Below are 16,099 nucleotides of genomic sequence, written 5' to 3' on the forward strand. Positions count from 1 at the left end.
ATGTAAGGCAGCGGTGCGGACTTTGCCGGGTCGACGCGCCCTGCCACTGGCGGTCCCTGCCTTGATGCTGGCACCGCTTGGCGTCAGCGTCCATCGCCTTGTGGACTACCTTGTTGACCGTGCCGGGCCCCGCCGGCAGGCAAGACGCCCTCTGCCTCGAGCATCGACAGGATGGCGGCGGCCCCTTCTGTGGCCGAGACATCCTCGAGCACCCGACCACCGCCACCTTCGGCCTTGGCGGCGGCGGCCTTGAAGCGATCCCGGGCGCTGGTCGCGGTGACGATCTTGAGCCGCCTGGGGCGGGCGCGGGCCGGTATCAGCGGCCACTGCTCCACCGCCGGGTCCAGCACCACCTCTTCGCCTGACTCGACCAGACGCAGCTGACCACGCCGGGCCGGACCGAAGGCACTCTGGCGCGCGGCCGGTGCCGCACTGTCCACCCCCAGGATGGCCGGCAGGGTCACCGCCAGACGGCGTCGCTGTCCCTGCGGCAGCGCCTGCAGCACGATGGCCTGGAACAGCACGGTCTCCCCGTCGTGCTTCGCCTCGCCTGGCTCACCGTCCTCAGCGTGCCGCTGGCGACCCTCGATCGCTTCAATACGCTCGAGGGCCACCACCCCAGGGACCCAGGCCCAGCCGAGTTGCTCGGCCAGCACCATGGGCAGCATGCCGGTGCCCTCGCCCTGCTCGGCACGCATCCCGCACAGCACCAGGCGCGCCTGACGGTGGTAAGCGTCCTCCGCCGAGGGCGATGTCAGCGACGCCCGAAGTGGCGCCATGGCGTCCGCCGCCGCCGGTGCCTTGATCCAGCGAATGGCGTCCAGGCCCATGCCCAGATAGCCACGCAGCGCCGCTTCGGTGTCGTCGCCCTCCGACCCCAGGTGCCAGGGAATCAACTCCACCTCGGGAGGGGTCGTCTTCTCGGTCTGCAACGCCTGTCTCAGCGACAACGCCATTTCCAGCGCCCGGGCGTCGCCATCGGCACGCTGGGCGCGACCGGTCAGGCGATGGCGCCCCACCGACAAAAGCACATCCAGGCGAAGCGAGGTGATGGCGCTGGCTTGTAGGTAGGCAGCGTCTGCGCTGGAGGCGTTGGCCTTGGCTTTGTTTTTGACACCGCCGTTGGTATCGGCACTGGCACCGATCTGGGCCTCGCCATGGGGGGAGGAAGATTCAGGCAACATTCAGGGCCTCCTTCGGGGATGTTTCCGCTGGCCGGGACTCGTGGGTATCGCCACGCTCGCTATCACCTTTGCCTCCACGTTCCCCCCTGGCCTCGACCAGACGTACCAGTTCGGCGAGGATCTCGTCGCCATTGCCAATCACCGACAGATCGGCCCGCTTGACCATATCGCAGCCGGGGTCGCGGTTGACGGCGATGACCTTGTCGCAGCGCTGGATTCCCTGCAGGTGCTGGATCGCCCCGCTGATCCCCACCGCCAGGTAGACCCGGGCGCTGACGAAGGTGCCGGTGGCCCCCACCTGGCGATGGCGTGGCATATTGCCGTCGTCCACCGCCACCCGGGAGGCGCCTTCGCTGGCGCCCAGCGCCTGGGCGGCCCGGTGAAAGCCGGGCCAGTCGCCAACGCCATTGCCGCCGGACAGGATAAAGGGCGCCTCGTGCAGGGCGATCTCGGCAGGGTCCACCGCCACCGCACCAAGATCCTCGAGCCTTGCTTGGGGTGCTTGGGGCGCGTGCGGTGGCTCCTGGGCCATCGCTCTCGCCTCGTGGCGGGTCTCGACCACCGGCTCGGCGCATTCGGCTAGCGCCATCAGGATGCGCGGCAGCGGACGGGGCTGGTCCTCGCGCCCGGACCCGGTCCGACAGACGCAGGACCCGCCGGCATCGAGCCCGCCATCCGCCTCGACCCGCCACACTCCACAGGCGGGCCGCTCGCCCAGCCGTACCGCCAGCCTGCGACCCAGATCGCCGCCGTCCAGGGCGGTATCGGGAAACAGCCAATGGCGCGGCGCCAGCGCGTCGTCCACTCGGGTGCAGGCCGCCAGACGTGCCTCGGGGGCATAACCCTCCGCCACCGCCAGGCAGACCACCCGATCGGCCCCGGCCTCGCCGAGCGCCTGCTCCAGCGCGGGTGGCGGCGAATCCCCGAACAGGATGGCCACCACGGCCAGTTCAGCTCCCTCTGGCTTGGAACCGCTATCGGCCAGTCGACGGGCCAGGCCGAACAGATCGCGATCGTGCTCGGTCAGCCTGCCGGTGGCGGTATCCGGGACCACCGCGATCCAGCCCGCCGGGGCTTCCAGCGTCACCGCTCGGCGCCGGTCGCGGGCGGCCTGAACGGTTGCGGTCTGGGCGCGACCTGCAGGCGACGCGGTGGCTCCCGCCTGGACACCGCTGCGGTCGATACGCCGACGACCGTTGGGGCCAATAAAGCCCACCGCGTGCGGGTTCCGGCGCAACCGTCCCTGGGGGCCCATCCACGCCGGTGGCGAGGTGGCGCCCTCCAAAGCGGCCAGCACCGACTGATGCTGCGGATGCAAACGATTGCGGGCGATCCACTCTTGCCGGGGATCGCGACGCCGCCGAGCCGTCTCTACCGGGGTGCTGCCTCGCGTCGCTTTATCGGACGGGTTCATTGGCTCAGCTCCTCTACGTCACGGCCCACGCCTCGGTTCACGGCCGGGTCGGCGCCTCTTGCCACACCTCCTTTTGCGGCGACCGTCCTGTCGTGTGCTTGCGCCTTGCGCGCTTGGCGCTTGCCGGTGGGCAGCTCGATCAGCGCCTCCGCCACCAGCTCGGCGATATCGCGCACCTGGGCGGTGGCATCGACCACCCCTTCGAGCATGGCGGTGCACTGGGGGCAGCCCACCGCCACCAGCTCGGCGCCGGTCTCGGCCACGTCGGCCATGCGCATGTCGGGAATCCGCCGCTCGCCGGGCACGTCGGTGATCGGGGCGCCGCCACCCCCACCGCAGCAGCGCGAACGGAAACCGGAGCGCTGCATCTCGGATAGCTCGATGCCGAGCGCCGCCAGCACCTGGCGCGGCGCCTCGTATTCGCCGTTGTAGCGCCCCAGGTAGCAAGGGTCGTGGTAGGTGACACGGCCGCGCTGACGGGACTCGAGCGTGAGCCGTCCGTCGGCGATCAACTCCTGGATAAAGGTGCTGTGGTGGCGCACCCGGTAGTCGCCGCCGAAGGCGCCGTACTCATTGCCGAGCACGTGGAAGCTGTGGGGGTCACAGGTGACGATGGTCTGAAAGCGATAGTGTGAAAGCGTCGCCACATTGGCCCGGGCCAGACGCTGAAAGGTCGCCTCGTCTCCCAGCCGGCGTGCCACGTCGCCGCTATCGCACTCCTCGTTGCCAAGCACGGCAAAGTCCACCGACGCCGCCCGCAGGATCTTGACCAGGGCGCGCAGAGTACGCTGATTACGCATGTCGAAGGCGCCGTCCCCCAGCCACAGCAGCACATCCACCTGGCCGTAGTCGCGCATCAGCGGGAGCGCCAGGTCGGCCGCCCAGTGCATGCGTGACCCGGGGGCAAAGCCGCCGGGATTGTCGGTGGCGATCAGATTGTCGAGCACCGCCGCGCCCTTGCCCGGGGTCTTGCCGCGCTCCAGGGTCAGGTGGCGGCGCAGATCGACGATGGCGTCCACGTGCTCGATCATCATCGGGCACTCTTCCACGCAGGCCCGGCAGGTGGTGCAGGACCACAGGGTATCGGCATCGAGCAAGGCGCCCCCCGCCTCGACGACGATGGGTCCTCCCGGCCGGCCCTGGTTCTGAGACTTGTCTTGACCTCTATCTTGAGTGAGCGGCCGGCCGGGATAGGGCGAACCGTGGTAGCTGTCGGCGCTGGCACCGGTCATGCCCCGCACCATGTCCTGGATCAGCTTCTTGGGATTGAGCGGCTGGCCGGCGGCGAAGGCCGGGCACACCGCCTCACAGCGCCCGCACTGCACGCAGGCATCGAAGCCCAGGCGCTGGTTCCAGGTGAAGTCCTCGGGACACGCCACCCCCAGCGGCGCCTCGGGGTCGTCCAGATCGAGCGCCTTGAGCCCAGTGGAGCGCGGCGTGCGCCCCTCGCGCTCGCTTGAGCGCGTGGAAAAGCGCTCTGCCCGGCGATGCCAGGCCAGGTGCAGCGCACCGGCGAAGGCGTGCTTCATCGGCCCGCCCCAGGTCATGCCCAGCAACATCTCGGCGAGTCCCAGCGCGAGCCCCACCAGCAGCACGCCGGCAAGCGTCCAGCCGAGGATGCCGCCGAGCCAGCCTGGCGGCAGCAGCGAGGACAGCAGACTGACCAGTGCAACGCCGGCAAGGCTTGCCGAGAAAACCGTGAGGCTCCTGGGCAGGCGCATCCAGGGGCCACATGACAGCCGCGCCGGCGGCGAGCGCCGCCGCCTGGCGACCAGCCTGGCACCGACCAGCATCAGCACGCTGGCGGCCAGCATCAGGCCGGTCAGGCCGAGCCTTAGCCCCGCCGGCATCGGCACCAGCAACACCAGCAGCATCAGCAGCGCAGCGGCGACGAAGCCCCCGGCGGTGGCCACGTGGGTGTGGGCGAAGGCCTTGTCCCGGGCCACCACGTGGTGCAGATCCACCAGATAGCGGCGTGGCATCGCCGCCAGGCCCGCCAACCAGGGCACCGGCGAGGGCCGCCCACGTCGCCACAGGGTGAAGCGTCTGGCCCCACCCACCAGGGTCAGTGTCAGCACGGCCAGCACCAGCACGGCCAGCAGGTCAGGAAGAACGGTTGCGGGCATCTTCTATCTCCTCTCGACGAGGGTCAGGCGGGCGGCGACAGGGCCGCACTCGTGGCTCGCTCAAACGTCCTTGCACAGACGCAGGGCGTCATAGATGGCGGCGTGCACATTGCGCGGCGCCACCCCGTCGCCCAGTCGGAACAGCACGAAACCGGCGCTGCGATCTCCAGCGCTGCGACCTTCTCCGTCCAGGTACGCCAGGCAGGGCTGCGGCCTGGCCGCATAGAGCGCTTCCAGATCGACCTGACCGCGATTGAGCGAGGCCTCCTTCATCTCGAGGTAAAGCCGCTCGTCCGGGCGCACGCCGTTCTCCACCACGATCTGGTCGACCACACGCTCTTCCTGGACCCCGCTGTACTCGTTCTCGAGCACCGCCACCAGCGACGCCCCCTCGCGGTAGACCTCGTGCAGCATCAGGTCCGAGGTCATGATGACCTCCTTCTCGTACAGGCTGCGGTAGTAGGTGGGGAAGGTGGTGCCCCCCACCGCGGCCCCGGGCTTGATGTCGTCGGTGACGATCTCGACCCGGGCGCCCTTGTCGGCCAGAAAGTCGGCAGCGGACACCCCGGAGAACTCGCAGATGGAATCGAATACGAGCACGTTCTGGCCCGGTGCCACCTTGCCCGAGAGGATGTCCCAGGTGCTGACGACCAGGCTCTTTTCCGGGTCAGGGTCGAAGCCCCAGTCGGCGTACTGGTCGAGAAACGGCCGTCCGCCGGTGGCCAGCACCACCAGGTCGGGCCTCAGGTCATCGATGGTGGGTACATCGGCCCGGGTGCCCAGGCGCAGGTCCACCTTGAGCCGGGCAAGTTCGAGCTGATACCAGCGGGTAATCCCGGCGATCTGGTCGCGACTCGGGGCCCTGGCCGCCAGAGTGATCTGGCCGCCCAGGCTGTCCTCGGCCTCGAACAGGGTCACTTCGTGGCCGCGCTCGGCCAGCACCCGGGCGGCCTCCATGCCACCGGGGCCGCCACCCACCACCACCGCGCGACGCCTCCGGCCTTCGCTCTGGCTGATGACATGCGGCAGGCCCATGTACTCCCGCGATGTCGCCGCGTTCTGGATGCACAGCACGTCGAGGCCCTGGTACTGGCGATCGATGCAGTAGTTGGCGCCGACGCACTGACGGATCTGGTCGACCTGGCCCATCTTGATCTTGGCGATCAGGTGGGGGTCGGCGATATGCGCCCGGGTCATCCCCACCAGGTCGACGTAGCCACCTTCGAGGATGCGGTTGGCCTGGGTCGGGTCCTTGATGTTCTGGGCGTGGATCACCGGCACGCTGACCACTTCCTTGATGCCTGCGGCCAGGTGCAGGAAGGGCTCCGGCGGATAGGACATGTTGGGAATGACGTTGGCCAGGGAGTTGTGGGTGTCACAGCCGGAGCCGACCACGCCGAAGAAGTCTACCTTGCCGGTGGCGTCGTAGTAGGCGGCGATGGCCTTCATGTCGTCGTGGGTCAGGCCATCGGGGTGGAACTCGTCGCCGCAGATGCGCATGCCCACCACGAAGTCGTCGCCGACCTCGGCACGCACCGCCTTGAGCACCTCCAGGCCAAAGCGCATGCGGCCCTCGAAGGTGCCGCCCCAGGCATCCTCGCGCTTGTTGACGCGTGGGCTCCAGAACTGGTCGATCAGGTGCTGGTGCACGGCGGACAGCTCGACCCCATCGAGACCGCCCTCCTTGGCCCGGCGAGCGGCCTGGGCGAAGTCACCGACGATGCGCCAGATTTCCTCCTCCTCGATGGTCTTGCAGGTGGAGCGATGGACCGGCTCGCGAATGCCCGAGGGTGACACCAGGGTGGGCCAGTCGTGGCCATCCCAGCGCGAACGACGCCCCATATGGGTAATCTGGATCATTATCTTGCCGCCGTGACGGTGCACCGCCTCGGCCAGATTCTGAAAGTGCGGGATGATGCGGTCGGTGGACAGGTTCACCGAACTCCACCAGGCCTGGGGGCTGTCGATGGAGACCACCGAGGAGCCGCCGCAGATGCATAGCCCGCAGCCGCCCTTGGCCTTCTCCTCGTAGTAGCGCACGTAGCGCTCCGTGGTCATGCCACCGTCGGTGGCGTGGACCTCGGCGTGGGCGGTGCTGACCACGCGATTGCGAATGGTCTGACTGCCGATGGTGATCGGCTCGAAGATCGCGTCAAAGGCCATGGGGAAACTCCTCTGCCCGGACGAAGGTGGAACCACGGCAGACGCCTTGGCCTGCGGTGGTCGCTGACGGGAGCCGCTGGCTGAGCTCGCCGACGGGTGTCGCTGGCTGGCCTCGCCGACGGAGGTTGCTGGCTGGGCTCGCCGACGGGGGTTGCTGAATAGGGTCGCCGATCGGGTTCGCCGAACAGCGTCACCTGACAGGAACACCAGAGCTGCGCACCGAATCGACGAGATAGCGCAGCTCAGCGAGACACGGTGGCGAGCGGCTGGACCTCGAAGCGGCCTACCTCGCAGCCTGGCTCGGCGGCGCTCTGGGTCTGCTCGGCACTGGTACGCAGTGCCGACCCCGAGGCCGCCAGGATCTGGTCCATGGCACCGGCGAACCAGCCGGTGAACATGTACTCGACCCGGTAGCCGACCTTGCCCAGCTGGTAGACGAAGGCGCTGTGTTCCAGTCGCACCCGGGCGGTACCCGCCTCCAGGTCGATGGCCTCGGTGATGAAGCGGCCCCAGCCTCGCTGGGACAGACGCGTCATGTAGTGCTCGAACACCGCCTCGCCGGCCAGACCGTGCAACTCGGCCTCCTTCTCGCACCAGTGCCAGGCGCTCTTGTAGCCGGCGTGGTAGAGAATCTCGGCGTAGGCCTCGACGCCCAGCGCCTGCTCCACGGCGATATGGTTGTTGATAAAGAAGTGTCGCGGCACATACAGCATCGGCAGGGCGTCGGTGGTCCAGACACCGGTCTCGACGTCCACCTCTATGGGCAGTTCAGGCGCCATCTTGGTCACGGTCGACTCCTTGGCAGGCGTTATTGTTGTGGTGGTTGTGTGCTATTCGCCCCAGACATCGGCCAGCACCCGTACCCAGTTCTCGCCCATGATCTTGCGCACCTGGGCCTCGCTGAGGCCGTGGCGTAGCAGCGCTTCGGTGAGGTTGCCGAACTCGCCGATGGTGCGAATGCCCTTGGGATTGATGATCTCGCCAAAGGAGGTCAGGCGACGGGCGTAGCCCTTGTCGTGGGTCAGCCACTCGAAGAAGGCCTGGTCGTGGCCCTGGGTGAAGTCGGTGCCGATACCGATGGCGTCTTCGCCGACGATATTCATCACGTAGACGATGGCCTCGACGTAGTCGTCGATGGTGGCGTTGACCCCGGCCCGCAGGAAGGGGGTGAACATGGTTACGCCGACGAAGCCGCCGTGGTCGGCGATGAACTTGAGCTCCTCGTCGGACTTGTTGCGCGGGTGTTCCTTGAGCCCGGAGGGCAGGCAGTGGGAATAACAGACCGGCCTGGACGACTCGAGGATCACTTCGCGCGAGGTGTTGGCGCCAACGTGAGACAGGTCACACATCACCCCGACCCGGTTCATCTCGGCGACGATCTCGCGACCGAAGCCGGACAGGCCACCGTCGCGCTCGTAGCAGCCGGTGCCCACCAGGTTCTGGGTGTTGTAGCAGAGCTGGACGATACCGACGCCGAGCTTCTTGAAGATCTCGACGTAGCCGATCTGGTCCTCGAAGGCATGGGCATTCTGAAAGCCGAAGATGATGCCGGTCTTGTCTTCCTGCTTGGCACGCCGGATGTCCGCGGTGGTGCGCACCGGCAGCACCAGGTCGCTGCACTCTTCCATCAGCGCGTTGGTGGCCACGATATTGTCCACCGTGGCCTGGAACCCCTCCCACACCGACACGGTGCAGTTGGCCGCCGACAGCCCACCACGGCGCATGTCTTCGAGGAGTTCACGGCTCCACTTGGCGATGATCAGACCGTCGATCACCGTGGCCTCGCGGTGAAGCGCCCGGGCGTCGATGGCACCAGTTTCGGTTTGCGTCAGAGGGGAGTTCATCGCTGTTGTCCTTACCCGCTTCAGGGAGAGCGCCAGCAGCAGAACGCTGGCGTTGTGCGGGCAGGATAGCGCCGCCCCGGGGGGCCACGACGCCTGATTGCGACGACGAGAATTCCAAAAGCGTCACCGCCGTTCCGGCAGCGACAAAAGGCACCCGTGGGCAAAGGAACGAAGCGAAACGACGCGCCTCAAAACACCGCGAAGACGTGCCGGAAGCAAAGGGGCAAAGGGAAAGAAGCGAATGGACAGAACCCAAAGGATCAAGGACTGCGACGCCTGCCGGCTACAGCTTCTCCAGGTAGCCAAGGCCCAGGTTATTCATCTGTCGCTGAATCCAGGCGGCGTGACGGGCGGTGCGCGGCCCCGGGTGCGAGGCGCTGCGCTCTCGCGGGTTGGGCAGCACCGCCGCCAGGCGGGCCGCCTGGGCGGCGCTCAACTGATCGGCACCGACGCCAAAGTAGTGGCGACTGGCGGCCTCCAGGCCAAAGACCCCCCGGTCGAATTCGACGATATTGAGATAGACCTCGAGGATGCGCTCCTTGGGCCACAGCAGTTCCATCAGGGTGGCGAACCAGGCCTCGAACACCTTGCGCACATAGTCCCGCCCGGTCCACAGAAACAGATTCTTGGCGGTCTGCTGGGTAATGGTGCTGGCCCCGCGCAGCGAGCCTCCGTTCATGGCGGACTCGATGGCACGCTTCAACTCCACCAGGTCGAAGCCATGATGATCGGGGAAGCGCTGGTCTTCCGCCGCAATCACCGCCAGCTTGGCGTTGTCTGACAGCTCATCCCAGGGACGCCAGCGCTGCTGGATGTCCAGCGGCTCGCCGGAGAACCAGGACGAGACCTCGCGCTCCAGCATCACCATGGAGCCGAACACCGGCACCACGCGAAACACCAGCACCAGCACCACTGACCCCAGCGCAAAGGCAAGGGTGGCGCGTAGCAGAAGTCGGCTGAGAGGGCGCCACCAGTTGCGCATGCATCGGGCTCGGTTGGAATCGATCCGGGGAGTATATCAAGGCCTTGGGTGGGGCGGGCAATCGCCGCTGTCAGCATTTACCGGTGTGGCCAAAGGCCCTCCTGCCGATATCTGGCGTCCAGGCATACCGAAGCCTGCTCCCTGGCCTCGGCCAGCAAATTCGGCCAGCGAAGGCGCATTGTTCAACACGCCCTTCGCTACTTGGGCAACACCTTGAAGCTGCCGTAGGTCGGCTCCCCCCGCGCTTCTTCCAACGCCGACAGCGCCCGGGATACCGGTTCGTCAGGGGCAGCCGCCAGCAGCGGGGATACGGTGCTACCGGCCACCACCGGCGAGAAGGCGCTCCAGCCCAGTCGCTCCTCCCGCGGCGGCAGGCCGAAGCACTCGCGGTAGCACTTGGAGAAGTGCGGGGTGGAGACGAAGCCACAGGCGGCGGCGATGTCGATGATCGACATCGAGGTCTGCTTCAACAGCTGACGGGCGCGATTGAGCCGCAGGCGCATGTAATAGCGCGACGGCGAGCAGTGCAGGTTGCGCTGGAACAGCCTTTCCAGCTGGCGCCGCGACAGGCTGACGTAGCGGGCCAGCTCGTCCAGGTCGATGGGCTCTTCAAGGTTGTTCTCCATCAGCGCGACGATCTCCTGCAGTCGCGGCTGGGTGGTGCCGAGCATATGCTTGAGCGGCACCCGCTGCTGGTCCTGCTCGCCACGCACCCGATCGCACACGAACATGTCGGAAATGCCCGCCGCCAGCTCGCGCCCATGGTCACGCCCGATCAGCGTCAGCATCATGTCCAGCGGCGCCGTGCCGCCGGAGCAGGTGAAACGGTCCCGGTCCATGGCGAAAAGCTTCGACGTCAGGCCGATGCCCGGGTAGGCCTCCTGCAGCGCTGCCTGGCACTCCCAATGGGTGCTGACCTCATAACCCTCGAGCAGCCCGGCCCGGGCCAGCGCCCAGGCGCCGGTACACACCGAGCCAAATCGCTTGAGGTGGCGTGCCTGGGCCTTCAGCCAGCTGACGTGGCCCTGGTGCACATGGCGGGTCGGCGCCACGCCGCCGCAGACCACGACCATATCCAGCGACAGCGGCACCGTGATCGACGAGTCCGGCGTCACGGTCAGGCCGTCGCTGGCCTGAAGCGGCGCACCATCCAGGCTCAGGGTGAACCAGCGATAGAGTTCCTGGCCCGATAACTGGTTGGCCATGCGCAGCGGCTCGATGGCCGAGGCCAGCGAGATCAGGGTGAAATGCTCGAGCAGCAGAAAACCTACGGTCTGTGGCCCCTCGGGCCGGCTGGGCAGGGTCATGGTCATCTTCTCCACAGCGTCGGCCTCCTCGTCGCAAGCCACGAGGTACCGTCACGTCCATTTGTTGTTATCGCGACGTCGTAAACGGAACAGGACTCGCGCATGGTGTCGACACCCTCGACGTTGCCAGCGTCGCTACGGGTATCGCAGGCAGGAGCGTCCGTGCTTTTCTCCGACGACTTTACGCCTGGCGACTGAGTCTCGGCATCACAATAATCGCTATCGGCTGCCGCTTGACCAGTCGTCTCCGACAATGATGTCGCAGGTGACTATGACGAGGTCGCATCTGTCATCTGACAAGGCAAAGGATCGGCCATATTTCCCCATTCACGACAGGGCTATCTCTACAGGCGACCCGTCGATGCCTTGCCGGGACGCCGCCTTTGGCTCGCCAGCCAGCGCACGCCCCCCTGCCCGGACACGCCAAAACCCAGCACTCTCTTCCCCCACTCCATGGTCCGGAAGTTCAGGCCGCAGAAATCCCGGGCAAAAAAATAAGCCCAGAAACGCCACGGCCCCCGATGATCGGGGGCCGTGGAGGATACCTTGGAGGGTACTGCAGGTTGGCGAGAAGTCTCGCTCAGCGCTTGGCGTAGAGCTTCTCGGCGTGGTAGCGCAGGTGATCCTCGATAAAGGTCGCGATGAAGAAGTAGCTGTGGTCGTAGCCGGGCTGGCGACGCAGGATCAGCGGGTGATCGCGCTCGGCACAGACCGCCTCCAGCCGCTCCGGACACAACTGCTCATCGAGGAAGTCATCGGCGTCGCCCTGGTCGATGAACAACGGCTGACGTGAGGCGCCACGAGCCACCAGTTCACAGGCGTCGTACTGGGTCCACTTGCTGGAATCCTCGCCCAGATAGGCCGAGAACGCCTTGCGCCCCCAGGGGCACTGGGTCGGATTGACGATCGGCGAGAACGCCGACACCGAGCGGTAGTGCCCCGGCTTGCGCAGCGCCAGAATCAAGGCACCGTGGCCTCCCATGGAATGACCACTGATGGACTCGCGACCGTTGAGCGGGAAGTGCTGACGAACCACCGAAGGCAGCTCTTCGGTGACGTAGTCATACATCCGGTAGTGAGCCTTCCACGGCTCCTGGGTGGCATTGACGTAGAAGCCCGCCCCGGAACCCAGATCGTAGCTGTCGTGCTCACCCGGCAGGTCAGTCCCCCTGGGACTGGTGTCGGGGCAGAGGATGGCGATGCCCAGTTCCGCCGCCAGCCGATGGGCACCGGCCTTCTGCATGAAGTTTTCGTCGGTGCAGGTCAGCCCCGACAGCCACCACAGCAGCGGCACCTTTTCCGTCTCGGCCTGGGGCGGCAGATAGATGGCGAAGGTCATCTCGCAGTCCAGCGCCCGCGAATGATGACGATAGCGCTTGTGCCAGCCGCCGAAGCTGCGATTGGCGCTGACCAGTTCCAGATGTTCGCTCATGGACATGGCGACTTCCCCTCAACGATGAAGCCCCGAGGTCCGGGGCGGATAAAACGACGCGGTGCGTTCTGGCGGATGACGCGGCCGTCTGGCGGTGGGGCGAGCTGGCATCAATACTGCGCCAGCATTCGACTCACCGCCAATCGGCGCCCGCCTGGCCCATCGCTTGGGTCAGGCGGGCGTGGCCTCATCAGCGCCGTCTCGATGCTACCGGCTCAGTAATGCAGTACGGTGCGGATGCTCTCGCCGGCGTGAAGCAGGTCGAAGGCTTCGTTGATCTTCTCGAACTCCATGTTGTGGGTGATGAAGTCGTCGATGTTCAGCTCGCCCTTCATGTACTGCTCGACGTAGCCCGGCAGCTGGCTACGGCCCTTGACGCCACCGAAGGCGGAGCCCTTCCATACCCGACCGGTCACCAGCTGGAAAGGCCGGGTGGAGATCTCTTCGCCGGCGCCGGCGACACCGATGACGATCGACTCGCCCCAGCCCTTGTGACAGCACTCCAGCGCCGAGCGCATAACGTTGACGTTGCCGATGCACTCGAAGGAGTAGTCGACGCCGCCGTCGGTCAGGTCGACGATCACCTGCTGGATGGAATCGCTGTAGTCCTTCGGATTGACGAAGTCGGTGGCGCCAAACTGCTTGGCCAGCTCGAACTTGTCCGGATTCACGTCGATGGCGATGATACGACCGGCCTTGGCCATCACCGCACCCTGGATTACCGCAAGGCCGATGGCACCGAGACCGAACACAGCCACGGTGGCGCCCGGCTCGACCTTGGCGGTGTTCATCACCGCGCCGATCCCGGTGGTCACCCCGCAGCCGAGCAGGCAGATCTTGTCCAGCGGCGCTTCCTTGGACACCTTGGCCAGCGAGACCTCCGGCACCACGGTGTACTCGCTGAAGGTGGAAGTGCCCATATAGTGATAGAGCGGCTTGCCGTCCAGCGAGAAGCGCGTGGTGCCGTCAGGCATCTGGCCCTTGCCCTGGGTGGCACGGACCGAGCTGCACAGGTTGGTCTTGCCCGAACGGCAGAACTTGCACTCGCCGCACTCGGCCGTGTACAGCGGGATGACGTGGTCGCCGGGCTTCAGGCTGGTGACGCCCTCCCCCACTTCTTCCACCACACCGGCACCCTCGTGACCCAGTACCGACGGAAACAGCCCCTCCGGGTCGGCTCCGGACAGGGTATAGGCGTCGGTGTGACAGACGCTGGTAGCGACCACCCTGACCAGCACTTCGCCGGCCTTGGGGCCTTCGACATCGATTTCGGTCAGGGTAAGCGGCTTGCCGGCTTCCAGGGCAATGGCGGCGCGAGACTTCATGGCAATCTCCTCGGATCGGGGGTTGCACGCCAGGCATGAACGACCAAGCCTGGCGCACTGACGTAAGGGGCACGGGTCATCCTGACCCGGTTGATGATGACCACAGTCTAGACCTCGCTACGGACTGGGATAAAGCACGCATTCGGCATAACATTGTTGCTGTCTCGCAACAATGGAGAGCGCCATGCATCCCTGGGCCGGCATTGAAGCCTTTATCGAAGTGGTACGCCTGAAGTCCTTTGCCGCCGCCGCCCGACGCCTGGGTGTATCCAGCTCCCACGTCAGCCGACAGGTGGCCGCACTGGAGAGCCGCCTCGATACGCCGCTTCTGTATCGCACCACCCGCCAGATAAGCCTGACCGAGGCCGGTCGCCTCTACTATCAGCAGTGCGAGGCGCTGGTCGACGGCTTTCGCGAGGCCGACGCCGTGGTCAAGGACTTCGAGGCCCATCCCAGGGGCGAGCTGGCGCTGACCTGCGCCACCACCTTTGGCGAGCGCTACGTGGCGCCTCTGATCAATGACCTGTTGATCCAGTACCCCCAGCTCGGCGTGCGCCTGCACTTCACCAACCGCCAGGTGGACCTGATCGAGGAAGGCTTCGATATCGGCATCCGCATGGGCACGCTGGAGGACAGCACCATGATCGCCCGCCGCCTGGCCGATCGTCGCGAGTACGTGGTGGGCTCCCCCGACTACTTCCAGCGCTATTCGCAGCCCCACGCCCTGTCCGAGCTGAAGCACCACCGCTGCCTGCATGGCTCACGTGATCGCTGGCGCTTCGCCGTCGACGGCATTCCCCGGGAAGTGGCGATCAAGGGGCCCTGGCAGGGCAACTCCGGCCCGGCCCTGCTCGACGCCGTGCTGAAGGGCGTGGGCCTGGGTCAGCTTCCCGACTACTACGTCGAGCATCACCTGGCCCGTGGCGAACTTGTCTCGGTACTCGACACCTACCGTCACAGCGATACCGGCGTTTGGGCCGTCACCCCCCACCACCGCCACCGCTCCCCAAAGGTCCGCGTGGTCATCGACTACCTGGCCGAACATCTCGCAGAGCGCCTGCCACCGCGATATCGCGACAGGCGAGGCATCGACGAGCCAGCGCCATCCGATTAACCCCAGCGACAAAAAGGCCCTCGATACGCTTTCGTATCGAGGGCCTTCGACAGCTGGTCACCAAAAGCCTTGCCTCCTATTGCCTGCCACCTGCGACTACTGAAAGGTCCCATCCTCCTGATACTCAAGCCCGTAGTAGCTGGGCACATAGATATTGTGTTCTTCCTGCCACTCCCGAGAAAGGCGGATGGCCTCACGGATCTGCTCAGGGGTCATCTTTTCTTCGAGGCGGGCTTTGTCGGGAGCGCTGCCGGGTGAGAGAAGGTCGTAATATTTATAAGCTTGGACGAGGTCGATATCCGTACCTATCCCTTCTTCGTAAAAGCCCCCTAAGCTTGTGAAGCCTACCATCTCATCGCCGTAAGTCATTCCGTCCATTTTTAACAACCAATCCATTGCTTCTTTGTCGTTTCTCACTACCCCCCTGCCCTCATGAGTAAGCCCAGCCAGATTCAACGAAGATACTCGATCTCCTTGCATAGCTGCCTTTTCATACCAGTAATATGATTGAGAAAAATCCTGTTCGACAACTCCGCTAAGTCTCACACCTCGATACACATGACCCAGCACTCTTTGAGATTTCACCAAACCTAGTTCTGCCGATGCTTCTAAGTACTCCAATGCTATTTCAGTATTTTTACATACACCAATCCCTTTATAATATATATCAAACAAACTATATCCAGCTTCTACGACGCCTAGTGACCACGCCTTCTTTAAAAGCTCCACGCCTCTTTGTTCATCCCTCAGCCGGTCATGCCCAGTAACATTCCCAAAGTTCAAAACACCTTCCAAATAAACATAATAAGGATTTTCATCATCGGATTTTTGAGCTATTTCATTAGGTGTACTAGAAGAAAAAACCAGTTCTAATGCAAGAGGGCCTGGATCTGGATTATACACTCTTGCAATTTCAGAAATATCCTTAACATCTACATCATCATTGCAGGAATCACATGCGACCAAAAAACATGAAACCACTAAAATAACAAAAAATAACCTCACCATTCTCACGCAACAACTAAAATAAGATAACATTTAAAACCGCTCCGAGCACGTTCCTCATTTCCCAAGCCGCCATCAAATACGACGGAAAGCTCTACAAATTCGTCAATTTCAAAATTTCCAAACGACTCATCTAAAAAAACGCTAAAAAACCCGGCGGTCTCAATGAGCAAGTGCAACACCTGATCGATCGGGTGTTGCAC

At 64.9% G+C, this 16,099-nt stretch carries 13 protein-coding genes; 1 reads left to right on the top strand and 12 read right to left on the bottom strand.

What is annotated here, in order from left to right:
* Nucleotides 1–83: 83 nt before the first annotated feature.
* From RBB39_RS11065 to RBB39_RS11110, 10 genes are all read right to left on the bottom strand, one after another.
* A complete protein-coding gene (locus RBB39_RS11065) occupies nt 84–1,184 on the bottom strand; it encodes a hypothetical protein (RefSeq protein WP_083970663.1) in 1,101 nt (366 codons plus the stop codon).
* The gene (locus tag RBB39_RS11070; RefSeq protein ID WP_083970664.1) at nt 1,174–2,598 is read right to left on the bottom strand and encodes an electron transfer flavoprotein subunit alpha/FixB family protein; all 1,425 of its coding nucleotides are present in this window, start codon (nt 2,596–2,598) and stop codon (nt 1,174–1,176) included. The genes RBB39_RS11065 and RBB39_RS11070 overlap by 11 nt, the downstream gene beginning before the upstream one ends.
* The gene (locus RBB39_RS11075; protein ID WP_253028666.1) at nt 2,595–4,724 is read right to left on the bottom strand and encodes a DUF3483 domain-containing protein; all 2,130 of its coding nucleotides are present in this window, start codon (nt 4,722–4,724) and stop codon (nt 2,595–2,597) included. Before RBB39_RS11075 ends, RBB39_RS11070 begins: the two co-directional genes overlap by 4 nt.
* Nucleotides 4,725–4,784: 60 nt before the next feature.
* Complete coding sequence (locus tag RBB39_RS11080) at nt 4,785–6,887, bottom strand: NADH:flavin oxidoreductase (RefSeq protein ID WP_045994975.1); 2,103 nt, start codon at nt 6,885–6,887, stop codon at nt 4,785–4,787.
* Nucleotides 6,888–7,129: 242 nt separating this feature from the next.
* Nucleotides 7,130–7,675 (bottom strand): DUF5943 domain-containing protein, encoded by a 546-nt coding sequence (locus RBB39_RS11085; protein ID WP_045994976.1) that lies wholly within the window; start codon nt 7,673–7,675, stop codon nt 7,130–7,132.
* Nucleotides 7,676–7,717: 42 nt separating this feature from the next.
* Nucleotides 7,718–8,731, bottom strand: coding sequence for a dipeptidase (locus RBB39_RS11090; RefSeq protein ID WP_045994977.1), 1,014 nt, complete (start codon nt 8,729–8,731; stop codon nt 7,718–7,720).
* A 283-nt stretch (nt 8,732–9,014) separates the two neighbouring features.
* Complete coding sequence (gene mtgA / locus RBB39_RS11095; RefSeq protein ID WP_045994978.1) at nt 9,015–9,713, bottom strand: monofunctional biosynthetic peptidoglycan transglycosylase; 699 nt, start codon at nt 9,711–9,713, stop codon at nt 9,015–9,017.
* 197 nt (nt 9,714–9,910) lie between these two features.
* Nucleotides 9,911–11,026, bottom strand: coding sequence for a GlxA family transcriptional regulator (locus RBB39_RS11100; RefSeq protein ID WP_045994991.1), 1,116 nt, complete (start codon nt 11,024–11,026; stop codon nt 9,911–9,913).
* A gap of 574 nt (nt 11,027–11,600) precedes the next feature.
* Entirely contained in the window at nt 11,601–12,458 is an 858-nt protein-coding gene (fghA, locus tag RBB39_RS11105) for an S-formylglutathione hydrolase (RefSeq protein WP_045994979.1), read from the bottom strand.
* A gap of 209 nt (nt 12,459–12,667) precedes the next feature.
* Nucleotides 12,668–13,777, bottom strand: a complete 1,110-nt coding sequence (locus tag RBB39_RS11110; protein WP_045994980.1) for an S-(hydroxymethyl)glutathione dehydrogenase/class III alcohol dehydrogenase — start codon at nt 13,775–13,777, stop codon at nt 12,668–12,670.
* Between the two features lie 184 nt (nt 13,778–13,961).
* Here RBB39_RS11110 and RBB39_RS11115 point away from each other — a divergent pair, with 184 nt between their 5' ends.
* A complete protein-coding gene (locus RBB39_RS11115; protein ID WP_045994981.1) occupies nt 13,962–14,891 on the top strand; it encodes a LysR family transcriptional regulator in 930 nt (309 codons plus the stop codon).
* Between the two features lie 96 nt (nt 14,892–14,987).
* Here RBB39_RS11115 and RBB39_RS11120 read toward each other — a convergent pair whose 3' ends face one another.
* Nucleotides 14,988–15,929 (bottom strand): tetratricopeptide repeat protein, encoded by a 942-nt coding sequence (locus RBB39_RS11120; protein WP_083970666.1) that lies wholly within the window; start codon nt 15,927–15,929, stop codon nt 14,988–14,990.
* A partial coding sequence (locus RBB39_RS11125; RefSeq protein ID WP_306169093.1) for a hypothetical protein occupies nt 15,902–16,099 on the bottom strand: 198 nt, incomplete at its 5' end. The genes RBB39_RS11125 and RBB39_RS11120, both read right to left, overlap by 28 nt.

This window comes from Halomonas sp. MMSF_3323 (genome assembly GCF_030733595.1).
GTDB lineage: Bacteria > Pseudomonadota > Gammaproteobacteria > Pseudomonadales > Halomonadaceae > Halomonas > Halomonas litopenaei.